We start from the raw sequence: 24,538 nt of genomic DNA, 5'->3' as shown, positions 1-24,538 counted from the left end.
TTGGTGCGTTGCGCCTTCATTGGCGTGTCGAAGCACCGAACCCCCATCCACCGCAGACCGGCCGGTCTGCAACTGAGCGTGAGCGAGTTTATGGCGAAGAAAGACGGTGTCATCGAGATCGAGGGCACGGTGTCCGAGGCACTGCCCAACGCGATGTTCCGTGTCGAGCTGACGAACGGGCACAAAGTGCTCGCGACCATCTCGGGCAAGATGCGGCAGAACTACATCCGCATCATCCCGGAGGACCGCGTCGTCGTCGAACTGAGCCCGTACGACCTCACCCGTGGTCGTATCGTCTACCGCTACCGCTGAGTCCGGCCGAGAAGTAACGAACCGCACCTCGCGGCTTCGAAGACAGCGAAACAGGAACATCATGAAGGTCAACCCCTCCGTCAAGCCCATCTGCGATCACTGCAAGGTGATCCGCCGCCACGGGCGCGTGATGGTGATCTGCAAGAGCAACCCGCGCCACAAGCAGCGCCAGGGCTGAGCTTCCAGCTCGACGTCGTTCCACTCGACGTCATCTCCAACTGAATACACACCGGCAGGATCAGATCCGCCTCTCGGACGCTTCGACAAGCTCAGCGACCGAACGGCGGGGACACCTCGGGGCGGAGGCCCGAGCACCGATCCTGCTCCACACCTCCAGCACACTCTGAGGAGAGCCGCATGGCACGTCTTGCCGGCGTCGACATCCCGCGCGATAAGCGCGTGGTGATCGCACTTACTTACATCTACGGCGTGGGCCGCACCCGCTCCGTCGAGATCCTGAACGCGACCGGCATCAGCCAGGACATCCGCGTCAAGGACCTCACCGACGACCAGCTGGTCGCGCTGCGCGACCACATCGAAGGCACCTACAAGGTGGAGGGTGACCTCCGTCGCGAGGTCGCCGCCGACATCCGCCGCAAGGTCGAGATCGGTTCCTACGAGGGCCTGCGCCACCGCCGCGGCCTCCCCGTGCGCGGTCAGCGCACGAAGACGAACGCGCGTACCCGCAAGGGTCCCAAGCGCACCGTCGCCGGCAAGAAGAAGGCGCGCTAAGCCGCGGGCTGAGCGTCAGGATTCAGGAGAACGCACATGGCACAGGCCAAGTCCGCCGCGCGCAAGCCGCGCCGCAAAGAGAAGAAGAACATCGCCGTGGGTCAGGCCCACATCAAGTCGACGTTCAACAACACGATCGTTTCGATCACCGACCCGTCGGGCGCCGTCATCAGCTGGGCCTCGTCCGGCGGTGTCGGATTCAAGGGTTCGCGCAAGTCGACGCCGTACGCCGCCGGCATGGCCGCCGAGTCGGCCGCCCGCCAGGCGCAGGAGCACGGCGTCAAGAAGGTCGACGTCTTCGTGAAGGGTCCGGGTTCGGGTCGTGAGACCGCGATCCGTTCGCTCACCGCGGCCGGCCTCGAGGTCGGCTCGATCCAGGACGTGACGCCGCAGGCCCACAACGGCTGCCGTCCGCCCAAGCGTCGCCGCGTCTGACGCGTCCGTTCCCGGGGAGAGTTCTTCGCTCCCCGGGAACGCCGCGCTCACGCGCGATTCAGACTTCCGGATGCCGGGACCCGCGGTCGCGGTCCTCACGGCATCCCGCGAGTACAACTCAACACCTCACCCCATTACACGTGTCATATAGCGGGCACGTGATCGAAAGGAACACATAGTGCTCATCGCACAGCGTCCCACTCTGACCGAGGAGAAGGTCGGGGAGTTCCGCAGTCGTTTCGTCATCGAGCCCCTCGAGCCCGGCTTCGGTTACACCATCGGCAACGCCCTGCGTCGCAGCCTGCTGTCGTCGATCCCCGGCGCGGCCGTCACGAGCATCCGCATCGACGGTGTCCTGCACGAGTTCAGCACGATCCCGGGCGTGAAGGAAGACGTCACCGAGATCATCCTGAACATCAAGCAGCTCGTCGTCTCGAGCGAGCGTGACGAGCCCATCACCGCGTACCTGCGCAAGACCGGTTCCGGCGAGGTCACGGCGGCGGACATCTCGGCTCCGGCCGGGGTCGAGGTGCACAACCCCGATCTGGTCATCGCGACTCTGAACGACACCGCGAAGTTCGAGCTCGAGCTCACCATCGAGCGTGGCCGCGGCTACGTCTCGGCCACGCAGAACCGCAACGAGTACGCCGAGGCGGGTCAGATCCCGATCGACTCGATCTACTCGCCCGTTCTCAAGGTCAGCTACCGCGTCGAGGCGACCCGCGCCGGCGAGCGCACGGACTTCGACAAGCTCGTCCTCGACGTCGAGTCGAAGCCCTCGATCGCTCCGCGCGACGCCGTTGCTTCGGCTGGGCGCACGCTCACCGAGCTGTTCGGCCTGGCCCGCGAGCTGAACGTCGAGGCCGAGGGCATCGAGATCGGCCCCGCGCCGGTCGAGACCGTTCTCTCGAACGAGCTGTCGATGCCGATCGAGGACCTCGATCTGTCGGTCCGTTCGTACAACTGCCTGAAGCGCGAGGGCATCAACACGGTGTCCGAGCTGGTCGCCCTCTCGGAGACCCAGCTGATGAACATCCGCAACTTCGGTCAGAAGTCGGTCGACGAGGTGCGTGACAAGCTCGTCTCGCTCGGCCTCTCGCTCAAGGACTCGGTGCCCGGCTTCGACGGTGCCCAGTTCTTCGGCGGCTACGACGAAGAGACCGTCTGACCCCGTCAGACCCGACCGAACCTTCCCACTGGAGTAACACGAAATGCCTAAGCCCACGAAGGGTCCCCGCCTCGGAGGCGGCCCGGCCCACGAGCGTCTGCTTCTCGCGAACCTCGCCGCAGCGCTGTACACGCACAAGTCCATCAAGACGACCGAGACGAAGGCCAAGCGCCTTCGCCCGCTCGCTGAGCGTCTCATCACGTTCGCCAAGCGTGGCGACCTGCACGCGCGTCGCCGCGTGCTGAGCGTGATCGGTGACAAGGAAGTCGTGCACACCCTGTTCACCGAGATCGCGCCGCTGGTGGCCGAGCGTGACGGCGGATACACCCGCATCACCAAGGTCGGCAACCGCAAGGGTGACAACGCCCCCATGGCTGTCATCGAGCTCGTTCTCGAGCCCGTGACCAAGAAGCCCTCGTCGTCGAAGGCCGCCGCGGCTCCTGCTGCTGCCGCCCCGGCTGAGGAGCCCGCCGCCGAGGAGACCGTCGTCGACGAGACCCCCGCGGTCGACGAGTCGGCTGAGGCCGGCGCCGAGTCGCAGGACGAGGGTGCCGCCGCTGAGGCTGCTGCCGAGGACGCCGTCTCGGACGACGCCAAGGCCTGAGTTCCGCTCTCCACGAAGCCCTCACCCCACCGGGGTGAGGGCTTCGTCGTGTTTGCGGGTCGCCGTAGGCTGGAGAGGTGCGTCTTCGACTCGACATCTCCTACGACGGAACGCACTTCCGAGGGTGGGCCCGACAACCGGGATTGCGCACCGTGCAGGGAACCCTCGAGGATGCCCTCGCGCGCATTCTGGGCGGTGACCCGCGTCTGGTCGTGGCGGGACGGACGGATGCCGGCGTGCACGCGTCCGGACAGGTGGCGCACCTGGATCTCGACGGCCACCAGATGGCGAGATTGCCGCGTCGTCGCCGCGAAGGCGACGAGGACGACGCCGTCGCTGCCCTCGCGGGGCGTGTGCGCGGCGTTCTGGGCGCGTACCCCGACGTGACCGTGCACCGCACCACGCTCGCCCCAGCGGGTTTCGACGCGCGCTTCTCGGCGGTGTGGAGGCGCTACACCTATCGGGTCGCGGACGCGAACTCGGGATACGATCCCCTGGAACGCCTGCGCACGACCACGGTCAAGGCTCCTCTCGACGTCGAGGCCATGCATATCGCTGCTCAGCGCCTCATCGGCCTGCACGACTTCGCGGCCTACTGCAAGGCTCGCGAGGAGGCCACCACGATCCGCACCCTGCTCGAGTACGACTGGCGGCGCGGGGATGACGGCATCCTGGTCGCGAACGTGCGAGCGGATGCGTTCTGTCACAGCATGGTCCGCGCGCTCGTGGGCGCGTGCGTGGCCGTGGGGGAGGGGCGCCTCGACGTGGAGGACGTGGTCCGCATCCGAGACGACGGGCGCCGGACCCCCGACACCAAGGTGCTGGCAGCACGGGGGCTGGTGCTCGCGCAGGTGGGATACCCTGCCGACGATCTGCTGGCCTCTCGCGCCGAGCAGACGCGGAACCGGAGGGACGCCGACGACATCGGTGCATGAATCCTCGAGGAGTGCGTCCGCAACCCCCGTCGCGCGACCGGGTGCGGCTCTAGGCTGGGGGCGTTATGAAGGTCATCTCGTACAACCTCCGCAAGCACCGCGCCGCCGGTGAGCTGTCGAAACTCGTCGACGAGCACGCGGTCGATGTGTTGTGCCTGCAAGAGTGCGACACGCGAGACATTCCCCTCGAAATCTCAGGTCTCCGGCTCGCCGAGGCGACCCAGCGCAATCGCCTCGGCCTGGCCGTTTACTTCCGGGAGAACACGTTCCGGGCCGTGGAGGTGCGCGCGATCGCGCTGAAGAAGTCGCTGCACGACTACGTTCTGAAGCCGGCCGAGGAACGAATGCTGGGTGTGCGGCTGCGTGATATCGACGACGGCCGCGAGATCATCGTGGCGTCGTTCCACGCGGCGCCACTGACGGCGCTGAACTCTCTTCGACGGCACCAGATCCGCACGGCCCTCAACGAGCTGCAGAACCTCGGACCGGGGCTTCCCGCTCTCATGGTCGGCGACTACAACTACCCGGTCTTCAAGGAGAACCTGGGACAGAAGGTGCGCGATCAGGGGTACGAGCTCACTTTGAGTGACGCACGGACGTACACCCGGTACCGCTTCTTCCGCGGGCACTACGACTTCGCCACCTCGGTGGGTTTCGACATCGCTCACATCCGCACGTTGCCGCAAGGGCTGAGCGATCACCTACCGATTCTCATCACCGCCGAGGTATCGACGTCGCCCACGTCCGTTGGTTCCTGATCGACGAGCGCCAGCCGTCGGGACGCGAAAGGTGGGATCGCCCGAAGGGGCGATCCCACCTTTTCTCTCTCGCGTATGAGCGTCAGGCGGCCGTCTGACGACGACGGCGCACGACGGCGCCGATACCTACCGCGGCGCCCGTGGCGACGAGCGCGCCACCGGCGATCCACAGACCCGTGGTGGCGCCGCCGTCGATGCCGGTCTTGGCCAGGCCCGCTGAGGCCGGCGGCGTCGTCGGGGTCGGGCTCGCCTTCACAACGAGCACCTGGGCGTGCAGGACGGTGCCGCTCGTCGCGCCCGTGAAGGTCAGATTGTAGGTTCCGATGGCGTTCGAGGGGAACGTGATCCGGACGTTGAGCTTGCCGGCGTTCGCGCTCGTGTGCAGGTTGGAGTTGGTCTCGACCGCCGTCTTCACCATGCCGAGGGTTGCGCCCGAGGCGCTTTCTCCGGTGATGGAGATCAGCACGTCTTCGTTACCCGTGAACGGGGTGCCGGGCGTGGTGAAGGTCGAGGACTCGCCCGGAGCGATCGTGCTCGGCGTCGCGGTGATGGCGGACGGATCGACGTAGGCGTTGGCGGCGGTCGGTGCCAACAACACGGCTGCGGCCAGCGAGACCGCAGCAGCAGCGCGGAGGATCGTGTTCTTCATGGTGGGTCCCATCTCGGTGGCACGGTGGCCGGGTGGAAGTCGAAGAGCGACCCGCTCGACCTCTGCCGGTGAGGATCGCCCCAGACGGCAGTCTTTCGAAGGAGTCCGCCGGGCTGCCGTCATATCGCGGCGTATTCACGAGCTGAGGCTGTGGACTTCACCAGGGCCGGGCGGGGTGCCCGTGGTGACCCGTCTGTTCCTCGATCAGTTCCCGCCGCAGCCGGTGGCTCCGCGGCCGATCGCCGGACTCACGATCGTCGGCGTCACAACGGCACCGAGATGCGGCGTCCACGGCATGGACACGCGCACGTCCAGATGCGCTTGTTCGCCGGGCGCCAGCTGAACGGACCACTTCAACACGGGTCGTCCCTCAAGGGTTCCACCCGCGAAGCCCGGCGGTATGCCGTCCGTCGTCGACGCGTACCCCTCCAACCTCCCTTCGGCGGGGAGGACGACGTACACGCCGGTGAGCGCTTCGCCGACGGGGACTCCGTACTCGCCGCCTCCCGTCACATAAGAGGGCAGGGAAGCCGGATCCGGGGCGTCGTTGCGCAGCGTGACGCCCAACACCGCCGAGTCCTGCCCGCACCATGCGACGTCGACGCTCGGGCGCAGGTAGGAGTCCATTTTCGAGCCCGTACCGTCGTTGAGGTAGACCCCGAACGTGGACTGATCCGTGCCGTCATCGGGCAGCGTGCCCTGCAGCGTCGTTCCGTCGAGGATCGCCTGCTCGTCGGCATCCGCGCTCCAGAGCATCAGCCGGCCCTCGGAACCGGCCCTCATGAGGGCGGCGAGAAGGAGCTCGGGATCGGCGCGCCCCTCGGCGAGAGCGGAGAAGACGGCCGCTGTCGCTGCGCGGAAGAACTCGTCCTGACGAGCGGGGTCGGGGTATCGCTGATAGACGTCCTGCAGCAGAAGAGGCACGGCGTTGTCGGGCGTGAGGTGATCGCCGGTCGGTAAGGTGACCGGCCCCGTCGCCTTCAGGACGTAGCCGAGGGTGACGGGGTCAAGGGTGATGACTCCGTCGACGGTCCGCCCGCGCAGGCGCTTCCACATCTCTCGGGCGATCGGTGCACCGAGGGTGAAGTCCGGTACCTGCGTGACATTCTGGATGTAGCGCGCCGGTCGCGTGTCGAAGAGATCCTGGACCTCGCCGGGGAGATCGACCACCGGCTCGGCTTCGACCGGGAAATCGGACGTCGACGCCTGGTCGACGAGCGCGAAGCGCCCGTCCTGCGTGTCGACCTGCGCGACCGCGCCGACGATGCCGCCGAGCGAACGCCATTCCGCATTGTTCTGGAACAGGACGAGGTAGGACCGCTGTCCGTCGGCGCCCAGCATGCGCGGGAGCAGCAGGGTTGCTCGATGGAGAGCGTCCGATGCGGACGCTGCGCCGTCGACGAGCTCTCGCGCGCGCGTGACGCCGTCTCGAAGCGGACCGAGGAGCGGTGCCGTATCGATGCGGGACAGTTCGTCCGCCGCGGCGTGAAGGTGCGTCGCGGCGGCGTCGGCCTCGGGTTCGAGCGACGCGATGACGGTCTTGTCGAAAGCGCCCTCCCGGGGTCGCAGGACGTCCGTGGAGAGCCCGGATGCCGCGGACGAGAGCGGCCCGAGACCTTCGGAGACGGCGGTGTCCAGCGCCGCGGAGGACACCGCGAGAGCCCGGAGTTGCGGCCCGATCCACGGAAGCGGTTCCGCCCACGACCACACGGGGTCGCTCGTCAGGGTGCGGGCCGCGGAGGTGTCGTCCCGGACGGTCGCGAGCGCCACCGCGATGGTCGGCGGATCGTGTGGGCCGGCCTCTGCGGCCTGGAGCGTCTGGCGTGCGGACGTGAGGTGAGCGACGGCCATGCCCCCGCGCACACCGATCCACGCGGCGGCGACCAGCCCGACGACGAGAACGGCCCCGAGGCTCCAGGCGAAGACGCGTTCTGCCCGAGCCGCCGGCCGACGATCATGAGTACCGATCACCCACGAACAATAGGACGCCCTCGAGCGGGCGTCAGAGGCCCGGGTGGTGCGCGTCACCCTAGAATTGACCGCGACGGGGGAGGGTGCATGCGGAACCGGGCGCGTGGTGGTCGTGTCGTGCTGGGCACGGTCGGTCTGGCGATGACGTTCGCCGTCGCCGGATGCGGAGCGCCGCCGTGGGCGCAGGGCAACAACGCCGCATCAGCGTTTCCGTCGCCGACGCAGGTCTCCACGCCGGCGCCCCAGCCGGTGTCCAACGACCTCTCCAGCGGCTCGACGCAGAAGACCGTCACGGCCGGGGCCGTCTCGGCGACGGTGAACTACTGGTCCACGCTGTCGATGGACAAGTGGACCCCGACCGCGTTGAAGCCGGTGAGCCTGTCGATGGTCACGACGGTGACGCCGGACGACGGCCAGAAGGTCTACCTGCAACGCGCGACGATGACCGCGGTCCCGGGGAACGAGACCCAGTCCTTCGCGCCGCTCGCCGCGCAGACCGACCAGTCGAACGCACCCGGCTACCTCGTGCTCTCGCCCTACAGCTACTCCCAGACGTTCAACGTCGGCGAGGTCCCCGCCGACGCCACATTTGTCACCCTGCAATTCACCTACGAGTACCTCGTGCAGGCGACGCCCACGTCGGACGAGTACGCCAAGCAGACGGCCAGCGACACGCTCACCGTGGCGATCGCCGGTGGTGGATCCGCGGGCTGATTCAGAGCCGCACGCGTTCCCACCGGTCTCCGCCGAGACGCTGAGCCGTCGACGCCGCCGTGTCCGCCTGCTCGACGAGCGCATCGAAGTCGTAACCTGCGGCTTCCGCGGGTACCCACCCGACGCTGGCCGAGAGCTGGACGGCGATCCACGACGTGGCATCCATCTCGGTGAATCGGCGGAGCACGGTTCGCACGTACTCACGGACCACGGTGTCGGGGCGCGCCACGACGACCACGAGATGACCGCTCGCCTTGCGTCCGATGTCGGCTTCGGCGGGAAACACCTCGGTGATGAGCGACTCGAACGCCGAGATGATGTGCGCCCAGTTGTTGTCGCCCGCCGCGCTGCGCAGGTGAGTCGGATCGTCCACCTGGATCGAGAGCGCCACCCAGCCGGGCTCGGCGGCACGGCCCGCGCGTCGCAGACGATCGGATGCCGTGACGGCGAATTGCGGCCACGCGGTCGCCGTGAGCGAGTACCCGGGGGAGACCGACGTGAAATAGAGCAGGCTGACGGTCGCGCACACGAGGTAGATGAGCATCGCGAGCCCGTTCAGCAGGCGCGGAAGCTGGAGGTCACCGATCGCTGCCGGAGCGGCGATCGCCGAGACCACGCTCGCCAGGGCGAGGACGACGAACCCAGCCGAGACGACGAGGAGAGGGAGCATGAGACGCTCGCGTCCGTCGGGGGAGCGCCTCAGCTCGAGGATCGTCAGCCCCGCGAACACGGCGGCGGCGAGGAACGCCAGACGGAACACGAGGCCGTATGCGGCGGCATCCTGTGCGAAAAGGAAAAGCACGGCCGAGCACACTCCCTGCAGCGCACCCACCCACGGCAGGGCCCGCCCGCCCCGCCGCGCCCGAAAACCCGACCAGATGAGCGCCGGCGCGCCGAGCATCAACCCCAGCCCCACACGGCGGAGTGACTCGTCGCCGACCGCGACGCCGACGACCGATGTCCAGGTGCTGCTCATCGCGAGCAGGAAGGCCAGGGACCAGAGCAAGGCCGCGCGGGAAGGGCGGGGGAGGAAACCCAGGCTGACGATCATGATCGACGCGAGGGTGGTGACCGTCGCCTGCGCGAGGCTGAGATTCGCGAGGGTCTCGACGGCCGTCACTCCTCGCGATCCTTCAGCGGGATCGGGAGGACGACCGTCACCGTGGTGCCGGATCCGAGTTCGCTTTCCAGTGACACGGTGCCTCCGTTCTCTTCGACGATCCCTCGGACGATCCCCATCCCCAGGCCCGTCCCCGGCGTCGAACTGTCCCGGGCCGCGCGTGAGCGGAAGTAGGGGTCGAAGATTCGCGGCAGGTCCTCGGCCGGGATGCCGATCCCCGTGTCGGCGAATCGCAGGACGACGCTCTCGTCGCCGACCTCCGCGGAGAGGCGCACCGTGCCGCCGCCCGGGGTGTACTTGATCGCGTTGCTCAGGATGTTGTCGAAAGCCTGCCGGAGCCGGAACGCATCGCCGACCACTTCGGCGGTGTCGGGAAGATCGTCGATGATGCTGACTCGGCGCGACGCGGCGGCGGGGCGGAAGGATTCCAGCGACGACGCGATGATTCGCATGGCATCCGCGGTCTTCGGCGTGTCCTTCTCGCGGAAGACACCTCGCGAGTTCGCCAGGATCTCGGAGATCAGCTTCTGCATGCGTTCCCCCGCGCCGGCGATGACCTCGAGCTGCTCCCGCACCTTCGGCGAGAGATCAGGGTCGTCGAGAGCCAGATCGGCGTGACCGATGATCGCGGTCAGCGGGTTGCGCAACTCGTGCGAGACCGTCGCGGCCAGTCGTTCGCGTGCGCGTTCGGCCTCGATGAGAGCGGTGATGTCGTGGACGATCAGAAGCGTGCTCTCCGGCTCGTCGGACGAGACGAGGCGTCGGGTGGAAGCGGACAGGGCGTGCCACGCCCCGTCTGCGTCGAACAGCCACACCCGCTCGTCGTCGAACTGCTCGCCTCGCGCGGCACGGGCGAACGGGCGCTCCGACTCGCTCAGCGGCTCGCCGCGCAGGGTCGCGTACTCCACGGCGCTGCCGGGCCGCTGCGGCTCGTCGCGATCGATGCCGTACAGCGACAGGTAGGTGTCGTTGAGGGCGAGGACCTCGCCGTCCGCCGACATGCGCGCGATGCCCGTGTCGAGCCCGTTGAGCACCTGCGAGACGCGCCTCTCCTGACCCGTCACGCGTTGCAGGGTGCCCTGCAACCGACTGGCTTGGCGTCGCAAGAGCTGTTTGAACGCGCGGGTCTGCCTCGACGAGAGATAGGCCGTGATTCCGATGAACGTCAGTGACAGGAGGACGACGATGAGCCGGAGAGCGGTGGCCGGTCCGGACCCGTTCGCGGCGGCGTCGACCACGATGATGACGCCGACGGTCGCGAGAGTCGAGATCAACAGGGTCACGGCGAAATGGGTCGCGATCCACGTGATGGGGAACACCCAGAAGAACCCGAAACGCAGATCCGTGCCGAAGCTCAGCAGCCCGATGCCGATGATGTCGCCGAACGGGATGATGGCCACCGCGCTTCGCGGGAGGCGGTGCCAGGGGACGATGATGGCGACCGCGGTCAGGGCGATGACGACGCCGACGCCCGTCGAGAACGTCCAGACGGCGAAGAGGGACGGCTCCAACGCCTGCGTGAGCAGCACGGTGATCACCACGCTGGCTCCGAGAACGAGCTGCAGGAGCCAGACGGAACGCGTCCTACTGCTGGGAGTGGACCCCTCGTCGAGCTCCAGCGCGCGGATCGGTGCTGCCGATCCGACGCTCCTTCCCGCTGACATGTCTTCGAGTGTATCGACGGTGGTGTAGTCTTCTGCGCGCCATCCTGTCTCTGCTCGCCGTTTGTGCCCACCGGGGCACGTCGTCCGGTCAGACTCCCCCTGAGGCCTGCATCCCGCAGTGTGATGGTCGTTTATCGACCTTTGCGCGCCAGCGCCCTCCCTCAGGAGACACCCGTGACCTCGACCTCTCGCCGACGCGCTCTGCGCGTGCTCGCGATCACTTCCGCGCTCGTCGTCGGACCGATCACCCTCAGTGGGTGCACTCAGGTCATCGACGCGTTCAACGCCTTCCAGGGCCACTCGTCGACGAATCAGTCGGTGGTCGTGCCGACGACCGCCCCGCAAGCGGCGTCGACCAGCATGCCGTTCGACTCGCGCTTCACCTACGACGGCTCGGTGACCCTGTCGTCCGAGGTTGAAGATGGTCTGGAGCTCCGGCTGGACGTCTGGGCCGTGGACCCCAAGCGCACGATGGAGTGGACACCCACCAACGAGAAGCAGCTCGGCTTCGCGGTCAACGTCTACGATCACCGCGTCGATGAGAAGGCCGTGCTGACGCAGAAGCGCCGCGTCTACCTCTCCTCGGTCTCGATCACGTCGCAGACCGCCCAGACCGGGGGACAGGTGTCGAACCCGTTCCAGTTCAGCGCCGATCCGCGCACCCTCGTGCCGTCGGACACGCTTCGATCCGACCGCGGACTGCTCCTCAACAGCTTCCAGGGCGGGCTGCTGGTGCCCACCACCTCGATCCGTCAACTACCGAACGACACGTACGGGATCACTCTCGAGTTCGCGCTGAGCGTCGCGGTCGAGGGAACGGCCAACACCGACTCGTCGTTCAGCCAGCAGACCGTCTACCAATACCTCCCCATCGCGATCTATCCCGTCGACAGCACCCAGACGACGCCGCAGAGCACCACCACCGACACCAACGGACGCGCGCCCGGATGGGGTCAGACGACCGATCAGGGCTGACCCGGCCTCGACGCTCGTTCGGCACGGCGCCCTCCCTGCCATGCTCCCCCGATGTCAGTGGGGGAGAGGCTGACGCGGTCGGAGGCGGCGGCTCTCCATGAGCATCGAGACCCCGTCGACATCACCGACCCGGTGATGCTCGAAGAAGAGATCGGGGGTGTCGTCGTACCCGATCAGCGGCATCGCCGTGGCGAACGCGTCGCGGACGGACTGCTCGACCCGAGCGACCTCCGCGCTCGCCGGGAGCAGGAAGAAGACGGTGTCGCGCGCGGGCACCCCCGCGCCGACCGCGGACAGCGTCCCGCGGGCGGCATCCACGAGGGCGGTGAGCATCTGCTCGGCGCGCTCGTTGCTGTGGGCGGCCCGTATGAGGTCGATTTCGGGAATGCGCACGACGACCACGTCGATGGCCGAATGTTCTTCCAACAGATCGTGGGCCTCGCGTCGAAGTGCCCCGCGGTCGTGCGCTCGCGTCCCGGGGGCAGGGTCGTCGTCGAGTTGCCGGCCCATCTGGAGGGTGGCGATGGTGGCGGCGCAGATGGTGAGCGCACTCACGACCGAGGTGAGCTCTGCGGAACTGACCTTCTCCCAGAGCGGTGAGTTGATCCCCGTCGCCCCGGCGACGACCAGGCGGCTCGCGTTGTACGCGGCGAAGACCGCGAGGGATCCGGCGAGAAGCGATGTCCCGCGGATCGCGCTGATCGGTGCGCGGCGCGCCTCCATCGCGGCCAGAGTGCTGAAGGCGGCGATGCCGAAGGTCTTCCAGAGGATGGCGTCGTCGAGCGGCATGACGTACGTCACGCCGAGCATGAGAATGGCGCCGGCGCCCGCGGTGATCGCACCGATCGCGGGTCGGGCGTTGAGGCGTCGGAGTCCCGCCCACGCCAGCGCCGGGGCGAAGACGTTCGTGGCGTTACCGACGGCGGCGGCGAACGTGCCACCGCCCATCTCCTCGAGGACGTTCAGGAAAGCGCACGCGAGCGCGGCCAGTGCGGCGATCCCGAAGTAGCGCACCAGCTCGGCACGCGGCCCTCCGCGATCGTCTCCGTGACGGCCGTGGGCAAGGAAGAGCACGGTCACGGAGAGAGCGGCGGCGGCGATGGCGGCGATGAGGTCGAGGACAGCCATCGGCGGGCGCTTTCTGCTCCTGCTCCCCTGAGCGGATCTTGAGGGAATCTTGCGGGGACGATGCCGGATCCCGGCTGGCGTCTTGCGGTGAACCTACCAGAGTGGGACATGGCCGACACGCCACCCCTCCGAAACGGAAAGACACCGCCATGACCGATGCGCGCAGCTTCGCCCCTCACACCAAGGCACTCGCCTACACGTCCGACGACGTGAACGGCGGGGCGGCCTCGGAGCACGGCTTCGCCGACGACTTCGCGGCGGTGCTCGAGAACACCTCGGTCCACCGCTCGACGATCGGCTGTGTCATCCCCGCGTACAACGAGGAGGAGTCGATCGCCGCCGTGATCGAGGCGCTTCTCGGTCAGACCCGCGTGCCCGATGTCATCCATGTCGTGGTGAACAACACGTCCGACAACACCGTCAAGATCGCCTCCGAATACAGCGGCCCGCACGAGGTCGTCACCGATCTCGGCGAGCAGTTCACCGAGGTGTTCGTCCACGACATCGGCAAGAACCCCGACAAGAAGGTCGGTGCGCTCAACTACGGGTACTCGCTCGTCGAGGGCTATGACTACCTCCTGGGCGTCGACGGCGACACCATCGCCGACAGCAAAGCCGTCGAGTACCTCGAGACCGAGGCCGTCTCCGACTCCCGCATCGGTGGTATCTCGGCGATCTACACGATCGACGACCGCCCCATCAAGGGAGTGGTGGCCAAGTTCCTCACCGCCGGGCAGCGCACGCAGTTCGCGGCCTTCAACCTGCAGAACATGCTCCGTGGACGCAACATGGCCGTGCTCGGCGGGCAGTTCTCGATCTTCTCGACCAACGCGCTCCGCGACGCGATGAAGCAGAACCACCAGGTCACCCCGTGGGTCAAGGACTCGGAGGTCGAGGACTCGCTCCTCTCGCTGCAGATCAAGAGCGCCGGCTACCTGACCAAGATCAGCCCGTACGCCCGCGCCGACGTGGGTGGCATGACCACGCTCTCCGGGTACGACGCCCAGCAGGTGAAGTGGACGTACGGCGCGATCGAGCTGATGTGGCCTGGCCAGCGCGGTGACACCAAGGGCCAGCCCTTCCACCCCAACCTGCGCCTGCGGTGGTTCGAGAACTTCGGCATGCTGACGAACCTGTTCGTCCGCGTCGCGTTCCTCACCCTGCTCGCGGGATCGCTCTCGATCGGCGCGTTCGTCTTCTCGCCGCTGTGGCTCATCCCGCCCGTGATCGCCATGCTGCTGAACCTGCGCATCGCCCGCACGATGAAGGCCGTCAACCGTCGGGACATCCTGTTCGCCGTGCTCTTCTTCCCGGCCGAGATCTTCATGTGGATTCGCATCAGCCACTTCGTCCGCTCGTGGACGCGCTTCCTGTCCCGCAAGAAGGTCGACAACTGGGCGATGCAGGCCAAGGCCGAACGCGGTGGCGGACTCGGCCACTGGGCCCCGATGGTCGTGCTCCTCGCCGTCGCCGTCGCGCTCGCCGTGATCTGGGTCATGGTCGGCCCCATGGTGCAGTCGTCGATCCTGTGGATCGGGTGGCCGATCGTCGGTGTCGTCACCGTTCTGCAGACCCTCCTGATGTTCTCCAAGCTCGTCCGTCGTCACCACGGCTTCAAGGTGTGACGGACACCCGATCTGATCGCGACCCGAACGCGTCAGAAAACACGGATGCCTCGGCCCTGGGGAGGGTCGAGGCATCCGTTGTATCCGTCGGAGGGGCGAAGGATCAGGGAGCGGCCATCAACTCGGACGTGAGGCGATACCCCACCCCGCGGACCGTTTCGATGTAGCGCGGGTTCGCGGGGTTGTCGCCGAGCTTGCGACGGAGGTTGGTCATGTGCGCCTCGATCGCCCGCTTGTCGGCCTCACCGACGAAGTAGCTGGTCACGTAGGACTCGCCTCGGAGAACCAGCGTGAGGTCGGCCTTGCTCCGCACGCGTCGCTTCGACTCCATGAGCGTCGCCAGGAGGTCGAACTCGGTGCGCGTCAGCTCCAGTTCGTCGCCGCCGACGAGCACGATCCGGCTGTCGGGGTCGAGCTGGAGGTCGCGGTGCACGATCCAGGGGCCGCCGCCAGGGGTGACGGCGTTGTTCGATCGGGCGACGACGTCGGACGACGGGCGCGTCGCGAGTTCCGCGCCGGCGTGTTCCCGGGGCTCCGGGCCCTGGGATGAGGGAACGACGACGGGGACGCTCGTCGCGGCGGGTGGGGGAGCCGTCGGTGGGACGGCAGCGGGTGCCTGCTGTTCGGCCGGGCGTGCAGCCGGGAAGGACGGGCCCACGCTGTCCTGTCGCGGGGCGGCACCAGCGGTCCCGCCGGCGCGGGGCCGGCGCAGAAGCGCCTCGATGCGCGCGCGCAGCTCGCGCGGTCGGAACGGTTTCACGACGTACTCGTCGGCACCGGCGCCGAGTCCGAGGACGACGTCGGCCTCCTCCTCGAGCCCGGTCAGCATGATGATGTACGTGTCGCTCTGCGCCCGGATCCGTCGCGCGGCTTCGAAGCCGTCGATGCCCGGCATGTTGACGTCGAGAGTGGTGATGAGGGGCTGATAGGCGATGACGGCGCGAACCCCGTCGATGCCGTTGCCGACGGAGACCGTCGAGAAACCGGCCGCTTCCAAGACCTCGACGAGGAGATGACGGATATCCGGATCGTCTTCCACGATCACGGCCGTCTTCAGCATCTCCGTGCTGTCGCTCATCGCACCCACTCTTCTGGTTCGCACGAAAACGTGCCCGCGTTCTCCCCCGAGACGCGGCGGCCACACGGACCGAGCCACATCTTTACACACTTTCGCGAACCCCTGGGCGGCGCGGGGACTGTTCGACGCGTGGTGTCAGCGGCTCTCGCGCGTGAGTTCGACCGCGGCGGCGGGCCACCAGGTTCCCGCGGGAGGTCCTCCGTTGCACTCGCCGTCGCTTTCGCCGGGGGGCTTGATCCACAGCGTCGTGTCGACGACTCCGTCGCCGAAGGAGCCGCCTGCCGGCCCGACGAGCCGTCCGGCAGGGTTGCACCACTCGGAACCGGCCGGGCCGGCACCGTTGCGCGACGTGTCGATCACCGCGTGCGTCCCCCCGAGTCGCTCGGACAGGGCGTGCGCATAGGCGAACTCCGCCGCGGTGTCCTGGTAATTCGACACGTTCAGCGCCACCCCGCGCACGTCGCCGATGAGGCCCGTGGCCGAGATCAGCGAGGCCATCTCGTCGACCGGATGCCACGCGGAGTGGCCGCCATCGAGGTAAATCCACGTGTTCGTCCCGCGGACGTTCTCGACGGCGGTCTTGAGGTAGCCCGCGCGATCCGCGGGAGAACCGCACGAGGACGACAACGCGATGCTGTCGGGCTCGAGGATCACGATCTTCTGCACGTCGGGTGCGTTGCGAAGCGCATCGCCGATCCGCGCGGTCCAGTCGCGGTAGGAGTCGGGGTCCAGTCCACCGGCCGAGTGATTCCCGCAGTCGCGGTCCGGCAGCCCATAGACGGCGACGGAGAGGGCGGCATCCTGATCCCGAGCCTCGGAGGCGAGATGAGCGACGCGGTCCCAGACCTCGTCGACGGGGTCGATCTCGGGGGTCAGCCAATATGTCGTGGGCTGAGCGGCGAGCCACGTCGCGGCGGCGGCTTCGTCGGGCGTGGCCGAGGCATCGCCGGCGGCTTTCGCGGCCTTCGATTCGTCCGGAGCGACGATGCGGGTGTCGACGGCGGGCGGACGGGCGGCGAGGGTCTGGAAAAGCGAGGACACCAGGTTCCCGACGACGGCTATCGCGGCGATGAGCGCGACGACGAACACCACGGCACCCACCAGGAAAACGACCCGAGGAATGCGACGGCGCTGCCGGCTCGGACGATGCGCTCTCCCCACGCAGTGGACTCTATCCGAGCATCGGTTCGGTGAGGGCGGCGTTCCGTCGCGGGTAATTAATCAATGGTCGACATGTACTCTTTATTCGTGGGAAAACTGGTTTACAACGCGTTGGGTCATTCCTTCGACATCGAGGACCGAACGCTTTCCCACTTGCGCATGGTGTTCATGAACAAGCTGCGCCGCGGAGAGCCTTTCATGTTCCATTTCCCGGTCGGGGACGGAAGCGGGACGCGGACGCTGTGGATTCACCCGTCGATTCCGCTCGTCTTCCACTTCTACGGCAGTCGAGCGCCGCAGCTGAACCGCCGCTGGATCGACGAGCTCATGCATGAAGCGAGCTCGGCGAACGGATTGACGGTGATAGCCGAACCGGAGCCGGATTCGCCCGAGGCTCGCTCGGCCTAGCGCTTCAGCGGCATTCGGCGTCGACGACCTCGCGCACCTGGTCGAGGAACGTCGCGATGTGGTCGGCCGCGTCCGCCGGGAGAGTGAGAGCGAACTCTCGGATTCGCGCGGTGACGGGATCGATGGCGTCGGCGTCGACTGATCGATCGAAGGGCACGACGAACTTGCTGCGCCGGTCGTCCGGGTTCGCGATGAACCCGATCAGGCCGCCGGCGTGGAGCCGGTCGAGCATCCCTGTCACCGATGCGGTCGACACCCCGAGCGCCTGAGCGATCTCCGTCGGCGTCACCGTCTGTCCGTCATCGGCGCGCTCGAGGATCAACCTCATCGCTGCCCGGGCGTTCTCGCTCGGGCCGCAACCGGTCTGGCGTCGACGGGCGAGGCGTGCCTCGGCCAGGCGCAGACGCTCGACGGCGCGGGCGGCAACCGTCGAAGGGTCGTCGTTCTCCACGATTGTCATCGTTCTCCTGTCGCCCGGACCGCCCGATCGCACAGTCTAGTTAGGTAAACGAGAATCACGCATGCCTATGGATCTCGCGGGATAGCGGATAGTTCATTTCGGGACGTGGAAAAATCACTCTTCGCACTAGGAGATAGTTAGGGAATCTAGTAAAATTTTTGTTACGACGAACTCCGGAAGGAGGCCCGCGATGGGCTCCTTGTTCTACGGGTCCTCCGCGGACCCCATCCAGATGCCGGACCGCGTGTTGGCGCACGTCAAAGTCGTGATCGCGACGAAGCTCCGACGGGGGGAGAGCTTCACCCTCTCGTGGCGGCATCCCGAAGGCGAGACCGTGGGACGGAGCACGATCTGGCTCCAGCCCTCGATCCCGCTGCGTTTCGTCTTCGGCGATAGTGAGCCCGAGATGCTGGATCCGTCTCTGCTCCAGGCGTACGCCAACTCGGCGAACTCGTCCGGCGGACTGACCGTCGACATCGGTGCGACGGAACGGTCCGCCCCACTGCCCGCCTAGGTCCGGGTCAGACCGCAGCGACGGCGCGACGGTGCGCGATCAGCGACACCCACTGCCACGCCGGGCACCGCGGGACGCCCCGCGCCACGACGTGCTCCCACGCCTCGATGTACACCTCTTCGAGAAGAAGCGCGGACCGTGTCGCATTCCGCGTCAGGACCAGAAGCACGGCATGGATGCGGGGAGCCGTGAGGTCGTAGAACGCGCCGAAGGCGTCTCGATCTCCCGCTGAGGCGCGGGTGAGGAGGGTGTCGGCATCCGCGTCATCGGTCGCCGCCGGCGGCATCTCCGTGATGGTCACGCGCTCCTCCTCTCGCTGGTGGTCACAGTCAAACGCCGTCCTGCGGGCGGAGGCCGGGGGTTGCGCGAACCGACCCCCTCGCGTAGGCGCTGGTGACGGGTTCGCCCTGCGGTGCGCCCGCCCGTCAAGCCCGCCCTCGACGTGTGCGGCGGAGCCTACGGTGAGGTCATGAAATCGTTCATACGGTGGACGCTTGCGGCGGCCATGATCCTCGCCGGGGTCTCGCATCTCACGTTCGCGCGTCGCGACTTCCAGGCCCAGGTGCCCGACGCTCTCGTGGAACGGCTTCCCCTCGATCGCGACCTGGTGGTCGTGGCATCAGGGGTCGTCGAAGCGGGCTTCGGCCTCGCTCTGATCGCTCTTCCCCGGGAACGCCGACGGATCGGCGCGGCCCTCGCGGCCTTCTTCGTCGCGATCTTCCCCGGCAACATCGATCAATGGCGGAAGCGGCGCTCGGCGTTCGGCCTCGACACGGACCGCAAGCGCTTCACGCGACTGTTCTTCCAGCCCGCGCTCGTGGCCGCGGCGTGGTGGTCTACGCGCTGACATACGTATGAAGTCCGTCGTGAGCCTCGAGCTCACCTTCGACGAATCATCGGATGCCGCGGTGCGACGCGAGTGGGACGCCCTGCTCGCGGCCGGCTTGCCCAGTCAGGCGCAGCACACGGGCGCGAGCAATCGCCCGCACGTGACGATGCTGGTGCGCTCCTCCCTGAACGAGATCGACGGTTCGACGTTCGAGGACGGGCTGCCCCTGGGCCTGACGCTCGGGGCTCCCGTGCTTTTCGGCCTGGGACGGAGCCGAGTGCTCGCCCGTTCGGTCGTTCCGTCGGCGGCCCTGCTGCGCCTGCACGCCGCCATCCACGCCGAGGCGGGATCGATCGGCGAGGGCGATCACACCGCTCCGGGCGCATGGACGCCCCACGTCACTCTCGCGCGCCGCGTTCCTCTCGAGCGTCTTGCCGAGGCGTTGACGGTCGTGTCCGCGGCCGGGGGAGGAGAGCTACCCGTGCGCGCGACGTGCCTTCGGCGTTGGGATGCCGCCGACCGCACCATCACGCACATAGCCGGAAGTGGCACCCTGGAACCGTGCTGACCGACGATGCGCTCTCCTTCCTCCGCGAGTACCACCTCGCGACGCTGTCGACCGTGGGGCGACGGGGGAGGATCCACGCCGTGCCCGTGGGGTTCACCTACGAGGGCGGCGTCGTGAGGATCATCGGATCCCGTGGGACGCAGAAGTTCGTCAACGCCGAGCGCAGCGGCCGTGCGGCGGTGTGCTCCGTCGACGGGGCTCGATGGATCAGCTTCGAGGGTCCGGCACGCGTCACCGACGACCCCGAGGCGGTCGCACACGCCGTCGAGCTGTACGCGGCGCGTTACCGCCAGCCGCGCGTCAACCCCGAGCGCGTCGTGCTCGAGATGACCGTCGAGCGCGTCCTGGGCTCTCAGCCGTTCCGCGCCTGAGCGGCGTGCCCTGGAGACATGTCCCCCGTCTCCTCGTCGATGCCCACCGGGCGTGAGGGGGTCGTCGGCGTGCGAAACGCCGGCGGCAGAGGCGCCGACCGCGCCGTTTCTCTCGCCGGCTGACCGGCGCCGGCGCGGGCCCGACATCTGGGGTCGCGCCCTTCCGCCCACCGCCCCCCTCGGGCGGCCGGGTCTCCGCTCGCGTGCAGCACTGCTGCGCGCGGCATTCTGCTGCACGGCTGATGGTCGCGCAGCCCATCGACGGGATTCCTTCATGCACGCTCTCACCCCTGCCTCCGTACGCTCTTCGTTCGTCAATGTCTCGACGCGCGAACGCAGCGCCCTGGTCATCCCCACCGATCTCGACGGGAACGACTGGGACCGCTTGGACTACTTCGGTTGGCGCGACCCCAAGACGCCCCTCCTCGGGTTCGTCGTCGCCGAGATCGACGGAAAGCCGGTCGGTCTGCAACTGCGCCAGGCCGAGCAGCCCACGCGGTCACGTCCGCAGTGCTCCTGGTGCGCCGACGTGACGCTGCCCAACGACGTCGTCTTCTTCGCCGCTCGGCGCGCGGGCAAGGCGGGCCGCGCGGGAAACACCGTGGGCACCCTGCTCTGCGCGAACTTCGAGTGCTCGCGGAACGTCCGGCGTCTCGATCCTCCGGCGTACCTCGGGCACGATGCCGCGGCCGCACGGGACCGCCGCATCGAGGGTCTGCGCGCGCACGTCGACAGCTTCTTCCGCGACCTGCGCGACGGAGCCTGACGACACCGATGCCCCGCCGTTCCGCACGATCGGGCGGCGGGGATGCGGGCAGGACGGTGAGCGCGTGCGCACCCGCGTCCACGACATCGCTCGCTCCGGCAACCGCCCCGCGCTCCGACGGGCGTCGAAGTCCTCCGGGAGCCGAGGCATTGCCTGTTGTGCGGGATGCCACGATCCCGGGCGATGTGTTCCAGGGCGTGCTCGTCACGGACGGCCTTCCCGTCCGCGCCGCTCTCGCGGTAATCTTCAGTGTCTCCCCCGGGCATCCATTCGCAATACTCGACGCCTGAGGGGAGAGCGTTGGTCGACGTGTCCTTCGGCGAGCAACCGGGGAGGGCATCGGGGGTGCCCAAGAACCATGCCGCTCTCGCCGCGGCACCTGCCGCTCTCGTCGAGGGAGGGTATTCCTTGGCGACCATCTCACGGCTGGTCCGCGTTCAGCAGCGGCGTCTGCCGCAGTGGGGGGACGATGCCCCTGTCGCAGATGCACCCGCGGTGAGGGAGCAGCGATGAGTGAAGACCTCGAATCCGACCGTCTCGACGAGGTCCTCCGTGCGCTCGCCGATCGAGTCAGGCTCCTCCGCGGAGGTCGAGGAATGTCGCTGAGCGACCTCGCCTTCGAGTCAGCACTCTCGGAGAGTCGACTGCGCGCCGTCGAGTCGGGCCGCGCCGCACCCTCGCTGGCCACGCTCGTAGCGATCGCCGACACCTTCGAGATCGGTCTCGCCGACCTGTTCGAAGACGCGACGAAGACGGCGAGCAACGGTGCGGATGCCGAGCCCCTGAGCCCGTACGTCGTGCCGAGCCCCGTCGTGTGGGGAGGAGAGATTCCCCCGGCCCCCTGGGTCACCGCTTCGGGCGACACAGCGCGTGAAGTCGAGGTGCCTGATGAGCGGCATCCGGTGAGGGGTGCATCGGACGTTCCACCGTTCCAGCCCGCGGAGAAGGTCTGGGGCGGCCCGCTTCCGCAGGCACCCTGGGTGCCGCAGGAACCGCTCGGGACGGACGAGGTCGTCGTTCCGTCGGCGCGCATGACGTCGACGCCCGCGGCAACCCACGCCCACGACTACGCGCTCGCCAATGGGATGAGAAAGAAGTCCGCCTACGTCTTCGTGGCTCCGGGTGCCTCGGCGAAACCGGCCCCCCGGACCTTCGCGGATCTGCGGACCGGCGCGTTGGCCGGACGGGATTTCCGCTCGCTCCAGGAGTTCGCGGTGGCCTCCGTCGTGGAGGGCGGGTATGCGCTCGCCGACGTCGCCCGTGTGTTCCGCATCCCGCCGTGGCGGCTGGACCAGTGGGTGCGCGAGACCGGGCACACGCCGCACTGACGGATGTGCCCGGCGCCGCCGGGCCTAGAGCGCGCGGAGCTTCTCGAGAAGAGGGGCGGCGATCTCGTCGACGAACCGCTGCTGCTGTTCGTCTCCGACCTGCACGATCGCGATATCGGTGAACCCCGCATCGATGAACGGGCGCACGCTCTCCGCGAGCTCGTCGAGGTCTGGACCGCACGCGATCGAGTCGGCGACGTCTTCGGGGCGCACGAACTGCGAGGCCCCCGCGAAGCCGGCGGGTGTCGGGAGGTCGGCGTTGACAGCCCACCCTCCGGCGAACCAGCGGAACTGGTCGTGAGCGCGGGCGACAGCGGCATCCCGGTCAGGATCCCAGCTGATCGGGATCTGCCCGATCTTGCGGGACTCGCCTTCGTGGTGCTGGTCCCACCCCTCGACGATGTCCCCGTCGGGCTCGGTCGTGATGAGGTGATCGCCCAGCGGCGCGAAGCGCTCGATCGAGTGCTCGCCCGAGACCGCGACCCCGATCGGGACTCCGCCCTCGGGGGCGTCCCACACGCGGGCCGAATCGACGCGGAAGTACTCGCCGTCGTAGGTCACGAGGTCGCCGGTGTGGAGGGCGCGGATGATCTCGATCGCTTCGACGAGCATGTCCTGACGGGCGTGCACCGCGGGCCAGCCTTCGCCCACGACGTGCTCGTTGAGGTTCTCGCCGGAGCCCAACCCGAGAGTGAACCGCCCCTCCGAGAGCAGCTGCAGCGTCGCCGCCTTCTGCGCCACGACCGCGGGGTGGTATCGCACCGTCGGGCACGTCACGTACGTCATCAGTTCGACGTCCGAGGTGGCATGCGCGACCGCCCCGAGCACCGTCCAGGCGTAGGGCGCGTGACCCTGGCTGGTGAGCCAGGGGGAGTAGTGGTCGCTGGAGACCAGGAAGTCGTAGCCCGCTCGCTCGGCGCCGACGGCGTAATCGACGAGGGCCCGGGGGCCGCTCTGCTCGGTCATGAGGGTGTACCCGAATCGCGTCATGCGGGCCACGGTAGGCCGCACGCGTATGGCGCTCGCCGGGGTTGCGCGTCGGCGTCGGATGCGGCAACGGGCCCGCGGCGTGCGCCACGGGCCCGTCGGCGCAGAGTCAATCCTCCGGCGCGTGGATCACCTTCTCGTCGTCGAATGTCGTTCGATCCGCCTTCTGGGCGTCGTTGCGCGTCTTGCGCAGGCTCAGCCAGGTCGCCACCGCGACCGTCGCGGCGATGAACAGCAGCGAGAACCAGATCGGAATCTCCGGCACCCACAGCAGCGGCTCACCACCGTTGATGAAGGGCACCTCGTTGACGTGGAGGGCGTGGAAGACGAGCTTGACGCCGATGAACGCGAGGATGACGGCCAGGCCCTGTGCCAGGTAGACCAGACGCTCCAGCAGACCGCCGATCAGGAAGTACAGCTGACGCAGGCCCATCAGGGCGAAGGCGTTGGCGGTGAAGACGATGTACGCCTCTTTCGTCAGACCGTAGATCGCCGGAATCGAGTCGACGGCGAAGACGAGGTCGATGAAGCCGATGGCGATGATCACCAGCAGCATGGGCGTGACGAACCGCTTGCCGTCCTTGCGCACCGTCATCTTGTCGCCGTTGTACTCCTCGCTGACGGGGAGGATGCGCCGCACGAACTGCATGAACTTGCCGTTGGCGGGGTCGCTGTCGCCGTGGGAGAACGCCTGCTTGTAAGCGAGGAAGAGCAGGAGCGCGCCGAAGAGGTAGAAGATCCACGAGAAGTTCTCGATGAGAGCCGCGCCGACGGCGATGAATCCTCCGCGCATGATGAGCGCGATGACGATGCCGATCATCAGCACCTTCTGCTGGTACTTCTTGGGCACCGCGAACCCGGTCATGATGATCAGGAACACGAAGAGGTTGTCGATCGACAGCGCCTTCTCGGTCAGATACCCGGCGAAGTACTCGCCGCCGTAGGTCCAGCCCGAGAACACGCCGATGCCGACCCCGAACAGCAGGGCGAGACCGATGTAGAAGGCGGACCATCGGGCGGATTCGCCGATGGTCGGTTCGTGGGGCTTACGGACGTGGACGAAGAACTCGAACACGAAGAACGCGATCGTCACGGCGATCGTGATGATCCAGATGAGCGGGGTGACGCCCATGGAGACCTCCAAGGGAAATAGGTGTACGACAAGACACCAAGGTCTCCTCCACCCGGTGAGATGGGCCGACGTCCCGGGTCCACGATGGCGTGGCCGTATTGACGAGAACGTCGCGGTGGGAGTACTCCCCTTGCTGAATGCGATTC

Annotated in this window: 29 protein-coding genes; 18 read left to right on the top strand and 11 right to left on the bottom strand. The window is 67.8% G+C overall.

Features of this window, described 5'->3' with window-relative positions:
• Positions 1–90 precede the first annotated feature (90 nt).
• The 8 genes from infA (at position 91) to QE388_RS02720 (ending at position 4,944) form a co-directional block, all read left to right on the top strand.
• A complete protein-coding gene (gene infA / locus QE388_RS02755) occupies positions 91–312 on the top strand; it encodes a translation initiation factor IF-1 (RefSeq protein ID WP_013583992.1) in 222 nt (73 codons plus the stop codon).
• 61 nt (positions 313–373) lie between these two features.
• Positions 374–490: a 50S ribosomal protein L36 gene (rpmJ, locus tag QE388_RS02750; RefSeq protein ID WP_005050492.1), complete on the top strand. Its 117-nt coding sequence runs from the start codon at positions 374–376 to the stop codon at positions 488–490.
• A 179-nt stretch (positions 491–669) separates the two neighbouring features.
• Entirely contained in the window at positions 670–1,044 is a 375-nt protein-coding gene (gene rpsM / locus QE388_RS02745; protein ID WP_058623963.1) for a 30S ribosomal protein S13, read from the top strand.
• Positions 1,045–1,080: 36 nt separating this feature from the next.
• Positions 1,081–1,479, top strand: a complete 399-nt coding sequence (rpsK, locus tag QE388_RS02740; protein WP_013583990.1) for a 30S ribosomal protein S11 — start codon at positions 1,081–1,083, stop codon at positions 1,477–1,479.
• Positions 1,480–1,657: 178 nt separating this feature from the next.
• On the top strand, positions 1,658–2,647 hold the full coding sequence (locus tag QE388_RS02735) for a DNA-directed RNA polymerase subunit alpha (protein ID WP_013583989.1): 990 nt from the start codon (positions 1,658–1,660) through the stop codon (positions 2,645–2,647).
• Positions 2,648–2,690: 43 nt separating this feature from the next.
• Positions 2,691–3,251 carry a 50S ribosomal protein L17 gene (gene rplQ / locus QE388_RS02730; protein ID WP_058596235.1) on the top strand — a complete coding sequence of 187 codons (561 nt, stop codon included), beginning with the start codon at positions 2,691–2,693 and terminating at the stop codon, positions 3,249–3,251.
• 77 nt (positions 3,252–3,328) lie between these two features.
• Positions 3,329–4,186, top strand: coding sequence for a tRNA pseudouridine(38-40) synthase TruA (gene truA, locus QE388_RS02725; RefSeq protein ID WP_307382767.1), 858 nt, complete (start codon positions 3,329–3,331; stop codon positions 4,184–4,186).
• Between the two features lie 65 nt (positions 4,187–4,251).
• Complete coding sequence (locus QE388_RS02720) at positions 4,252–4,944, top strand: endonuclease/exonuclease/phosphatase family protein (protein WP_307382765.1); 693 nt, start codon at positions 4,252–4,254, stop codon at positions 4,942–4,944.
• Between the two features lie 82 nt (positions 4,945–5,026).
• On the opposite strand, the gene QE388_RS02715 is transcribed toward QE388_RS02720, so the two are convergent.
• Together QE388_RS02715 and QE388_RS02710 are read right to left on the bottom strand one after the other, a co-directional pair.
• A complete protein-coding gene (locus QE388_RS02715; protein ID WP_058627755.1) occupies positions 5,027–5,593 on the bottom strand; it encodes a hypothetical protein in 567 nt (188 codons plus the stop codon).
• A gap of 204 nt (positions 5,594–5,797) precedes the next feature.
• Complete coding sequence (locus QE388_RS02710; RefSeq protein ID WP_307382762.1) at positions 5,798–7,564, bottom strand: DUF4012 domain-containing protein; 1,767 nt, start codon at positions 7,562–7,564, stop codon at positions 5,798–5,800.
• Positions 7,565–7,651: 87 nt separating this feature from the next.
• Between QE388_RS02710 and QE388_RS02705 the strand changes: the two genes are divergently transcribed.
• Positions 7,652–8,278 carry a hypothetical protein gene (locus QE388_RS02705; protein WP_307382760.1) on the top strand — a complete coding sequence of 209 codons (627 nt, stop codon included), beginning with the start codon at positions 7,652–7,654 and terminating at the stop codon, positions 8,276–8,278.
• Between the two features lies 1 nt (position 8,279).
• On the opposite strand, the gene QE388_RS02700 is transcribed toward QE388_RS02705, so the two are convergent.
• The gene (locus QE388_RS02700) at positions 8,280–9,398 is read right to left on the bottom strand and encodes a hypothetical protein (protein WP_307382758.1); all 1,119 of its coding nucleotides are present in this window, start codon (positions 9,396–9,398) and stop codon (positions 8,280–8,282) included.
• Positions 9,395–11,062 (bottom strand): ATP-binding protein, encoded by a 1,668-nt coding sequence (locus QE388_RS02695; protein ID WP_081318599.1) that lies wholly within the window; start codon positions 11,060–11,062, stop codon positions 9,395–9,397. Before QE388_RS02695 ends, QE388_RS02700 begins: the two co-directional genes overlap by 4 nt.
• A 174-nt stretch (positions 11,063–11,236) precedes the next feature.
• On the opposite strand from QE388_RS02695, the gene QE388_RS02690 reads away from it, so the two are divergent.
• On the top strand, positions 11,237–12,037 hold the full coding sequence (locus QE388_RS02690; RefSeq protein ID WP_058615171.1) for a hypothetical protein: 801 nt from the start codon (positions 11,237–11,239) through the stop codon (positions 12,035–12,037).
• Between the two features lie 54 nt (positions 12,038–12,091).
• Here QE388_RS02690 and QE388_RS02685 read toward each other — a convergent pair whose 3' ends face one another.
• Positions 12,092–13,165: a hypothetical protein gene (locus QE388_RS02685; RefSeq protein ID WP_307382755.1), complete on the bottom strand. Its 1,074-nt coding sequence runs from the start codon at positions 13,163–13,165 to the stop codon at positions 12,092–12,094.
• Positions 13,166–13,314: 149 nt separating this feature from the next.
• Here QE388_RS02685 and QE388_RS02680 point away from each other — a divergent pair, with 149 nt between their 5' ends.
• Complete coding sequence (locus QE388_RS02680) at positions 13,315–14,790, top strand: glycosyltransferase (RefSeq protein ID WP_058596227.1); 1,476 nt, start codon at positions 13,315–13,317, stop codon at positions 14,788–14,790.
• Between the two features lie 103 nt (positions 14,791–14,893).
• On the opposite strand, the gene QE388_RS02675 is transcribed toward QE388_RS02680, so the two are convergent.
• Positions 14,894–15,868 (bottom strand): response regulator transcription factor, encoded by a 975-nt coding sequence (locus QE388_RS02675; RefSeq protein WP_275800976.1) that lies wholly within the window; start codon positions 15,866–15,868, stop codon positions 14,894–14,896.
• A gap of 135 nt (positions 15,869–16,003) precedes the next feature.
• The gene (locus tag QE388_RS02670) at positions 16,004–17,029 is read right to left on the bottom strand and encodes a glycoside hydrolase family 6 protein (protein WP_307382752.1); all 1,026 of its coding nucleotides are present in this window, start codon (positions 17,027–17,029) and stop codon (positions 16,004–16,006) included.
• Between the two features lie 87 nt (positions 17,030–17,116).
• Between QE388_RS02670 and QE388_RS02665 the strand changes: the two genes are divergently transcribed.
• On the top strand, positions 17,117–17,437 hold the full coding sequence (locus QE388_RS02665) for a hypothetical protein (RefSeq protein WP_058595178.1): 321 nt from the start codon (positions 17,117–17,119) through the stop codon (positions 17,435–17,437).
• A 4-nt stretch (positions 17,438–17,441) separates the two neighbouring features.
• Here QE388_RS02665 and QE388_RS02660 read toward each other — a convergent pair whose 3' ends face one another.
• Entirely contained in the window at positions 17,442–17,897 is a 456-nt protein-coding gene (locus QE388_RS02660) for a MarR family winged helix-turn-helix transcriptional regulator (protein ID WP_307382750.1), read from the bottom strand.
• Positions 17,898–18,087: 190 nt separating this feature from the next.
• Between QE388_RS02660 and QE388_RS02655 the strand changes: the two genes are divergently transcribed.
• On the top strand, positions 18,088–18,411 hold the full coding sequence (locus QE388_RS02655; RefSeq protein WP_307382747.1) for a hypothetical protein: 324 nt from the start codon (positions 18,088–18,090) through the stop codon (positions 18,409–18,411).
• A gap of 7 nt (positions 18,412–18,418) precedes the next feature.
• On the opposite strand, the gene QE388_RS02650 is transcribed toward QE388_RS02655, so the two are convergent.
• On the bottom strand, positions 18,419–18,712 hold the full coding sequence (locus QE388_RS02650) for a hypothetical protein (protein ID WP_307382745.1): 294 nt from the start codon (positions 18,710–18,712) through the stop codon (positions 18,419–18,421).
• Between the two features lie 168 nt (positions 18,713–18,880).
• On the opposite strand from QE388_RS02650, the gene QE388_RS02645 reads away from it, so the two are divergent.
• The 5 genes from QE388_RS02645 (at position 18,881) to QE388_RS02625 (ending at position 22,273) form a co-directional block, all read left to right on the top strand.
• Positions 18,881–19,258, top strand: a complete 378-nt coding sequence (locus QE388_RS02645) for a hypothetical protein (protein WP_307382743.1) — start codon at positions 18,881–18,883, stop codon at positions 19,256–19,258.
• A 19-nt stretch (positions 19,259–19,277) separates the two neighbouring features.
• Positions 19,278–19,808, top strand: a complete 531-nt coding sequence (locus QE388_RS02640; protein WP_307382742.1) for a 2'-5' RNA ligase family protein — start codon at positions 19,278–19,280, stop codon at positions 19,806–19,808.
• Entirely contained in the window at positions 19,802–20,179 is a 378-nt protein-coding gene (locus tag QE388_RS02635) for a PPOX class F420-dependent oxidoreductase (RefSeq protein WP_307382740.1), read from the top strand. Before QE388_RS02640 ends, QE388_RS02635 begins: the two co-directional genes overlap by 7 nt.
• 274 nt (positions 20,180–20,453) lie before the next feature.
• Positions 20,454–20,945, top strand: a complete 492-nt coding sequence (locus QE388_RS02630) for an FBP domain-containing protein (protein WP_058595138.1) — start codon at positions 20,454–20,456, stop codon at positions 20,943–20,945.
• Positions 20,946–21,454: 509 nt separating this feature from the next.
• Entirely contained in the window at positions 21,455–22,273 is an 819-nt protein-coding gene (locus tag QE388_RS02625) for a helix-turn-helix domain-containing protein (protein WP_307382736.1), read from the top strand.
• 24 nt (positions 22,274–22,297) lie between these two features.
• Here the strand turns inward: QE388_RS02625 and QE388_RS02620 are convergent, their stop codons facing one another.
• Together QE388_RS02620 and QE388_RS02615 are read right to left on the bottom strand one after the other, a co-directional pair.
• Positions 22,298–23,263 carry an LLM class F420-dependent oxidoreductase gene (locus QE388_RS02620; RefSeq protein ID WP_307382734.1) on the bottom strand — a complete coding sequence of 322 codons (966 nt, stop codon included), beginning with the start codon at positions 23,261–23,263 and terminating at the stop codon, positions 22,298–22,300.
• 106 nt (positions 23,264–23,369) lie between these two features.
• Positions 23,370–24,392, bottom strand: coding sequence for a TerC family protein (locus tag QE388_RS02615; RefSeq protein ID WP_058595144.1), 1,023 nt, complete (start codon positions 24,390–24,392; stop codon positions 23,370–23,372).
• Positions 24,393–24,538 lie beyond the last annotated feature (146 nt).

The organism is Microbacterium sp. SORGH_AS_0969 (assembly GCF_030818255.1).
Taxonomy (GTDB): Bacteria; Actinomycetota; Actinomycetes; order Actinomycetales; family Microbacteriaceae; genus Microbacterium.
Note: the sequence above shows the minus strand (reverse complement) of the source record. Positions and strands in the feature narration are given on the sequence as shown.

Bases quoted from the DNA above. Each gene is read 5' to 3' on its own strand.
- infA (WP_013583992.1), top strand. From the start codon at position 91: ATGGCGAAGAAAGACGGTGTCATCGAGATCGAGGGCACGGTGTCCGAG.
- QE388_RS02630 (WP_058595138.1), top strand. From the start codon at position 20,454: ATGCACGCTCTCACCCCTGCCTCCGTACGCTCTTCGTTCGTCAATGTC.
- QE388_RS02685 (WP_307382755.1), bottom strand. From the start codon at position 13,165: ATGGCTGTCCTCGACCTCATCGCCGCCATCGCCGCCGCCGCTCTCTCC.
- QE388_RS02620 (WP_307382734.1), bottom strand. From the start codon at position 23,263: ATGACGCGATTCGGGTACACCCTCATGACCGAGCAGAGCGGCCCCCGG.
- rpsK (WP_013583990.1), top strand. From the start codon at position 1,081: ATGGCACAGGCCAAGTCCGCCGCGCGCAAGCCGCGCCGCAAAGAGAAG.
- QE388_RS02715 (WP_058627755.1), bottom strand. From the start codon at position 5,593: ATGAAGAACACGATCCTCCGCGCTGCTGCTGCGGTCTCGCTGGCCGCA.
- QE388_RS02680 (WP_058596227.1), top strand. From the start codon at position 13,315: ATGACCGATGCGCGCAGCTTCGCCCCTCACACCAAGGCACTCGCCTAC.
- rpsM (WP_058623963.1), top strand. From the start codon at position 670: ATGGCACGTCTTGCCGGCGTCGACATCCCGCGCGATAAGCGCGTGGTG.
- QE388_RS02695 (WP_081318599.1), bottom strand. From the start codon at position 11,062: ATGTCAGCGGGAAGGAGCGTCGGATCGGCAGCACCGATCCGCGCGCTG.
- QE388_RS02705 (WP_307382760.1), top strand. From the start codon at position 7,652: ATGCGGAACCGGGCGCGTGGTGGTCGTGTCGTGCTGGGCACGGTCGGT.
- QE388_RS02720 (WP_307382765.1), top strand. From the start codon at position 4,252: ATGAAGGTCATCTCGTACAACCTCCGCAAGCACCGCGCCGCCGGTGAG.
- rplQ (WP_058596235.1), top strand. From the start codon at position 2,691: ATGCCTAAGCCCACGAAGGGTCCCCGCCTCGGAGGCGGCCCGGCCCAC.
- QE388_RS02660 (WP_307382750.1), bottom strand. From the start codon at position 17,897: ATGACAATCGTGGAGAACGACGACCCTTCGACGGTTGCCGCCCGCGCC.
- rpmJ (WP_005050492.1), top strand. From the start codon at position 374: ATGAAGGTCAACCCCTCCGTCAAGCCCATCTGCGATCACTGCAAGGTG.
- QE388_RS02615 (WP_058595144.1), bottom strand. From the start codon at position 24,392: ATGGGCGTCACCCCGCTCATCTGGATCATCACGATCGCCGTGACGATC.
- QE388_RS02675 (WP_275800976.1), bottom strand. From the start codon at position 15,868: ATGAGCGACAGCACGGAGATGCTGAAGACGGCCGTGATCGTGGAAGAC.
- QE388_RS02645 (WP_307382743.1), top strand. From the start codon at position 18,881: ATGAAATCGTTCATACGGTGGACGCTTGCGGCGGCCATGATCCTCGCC.
- QE388_RS02625 (WP_307382736.1), top strand. From the start codon at position 21,455: ATGAGTGAAGACCTCGAATCCGACCGTCTCGACGAGGTCCTCCGTGCG.
- QE388_RS02655 (WP_307382747.1), top strand. From the start codon at position 18,088: ATGGGCTCCTTGTTCTACGGGTCCTCCGCGGACCCCATCCAGATGCCG.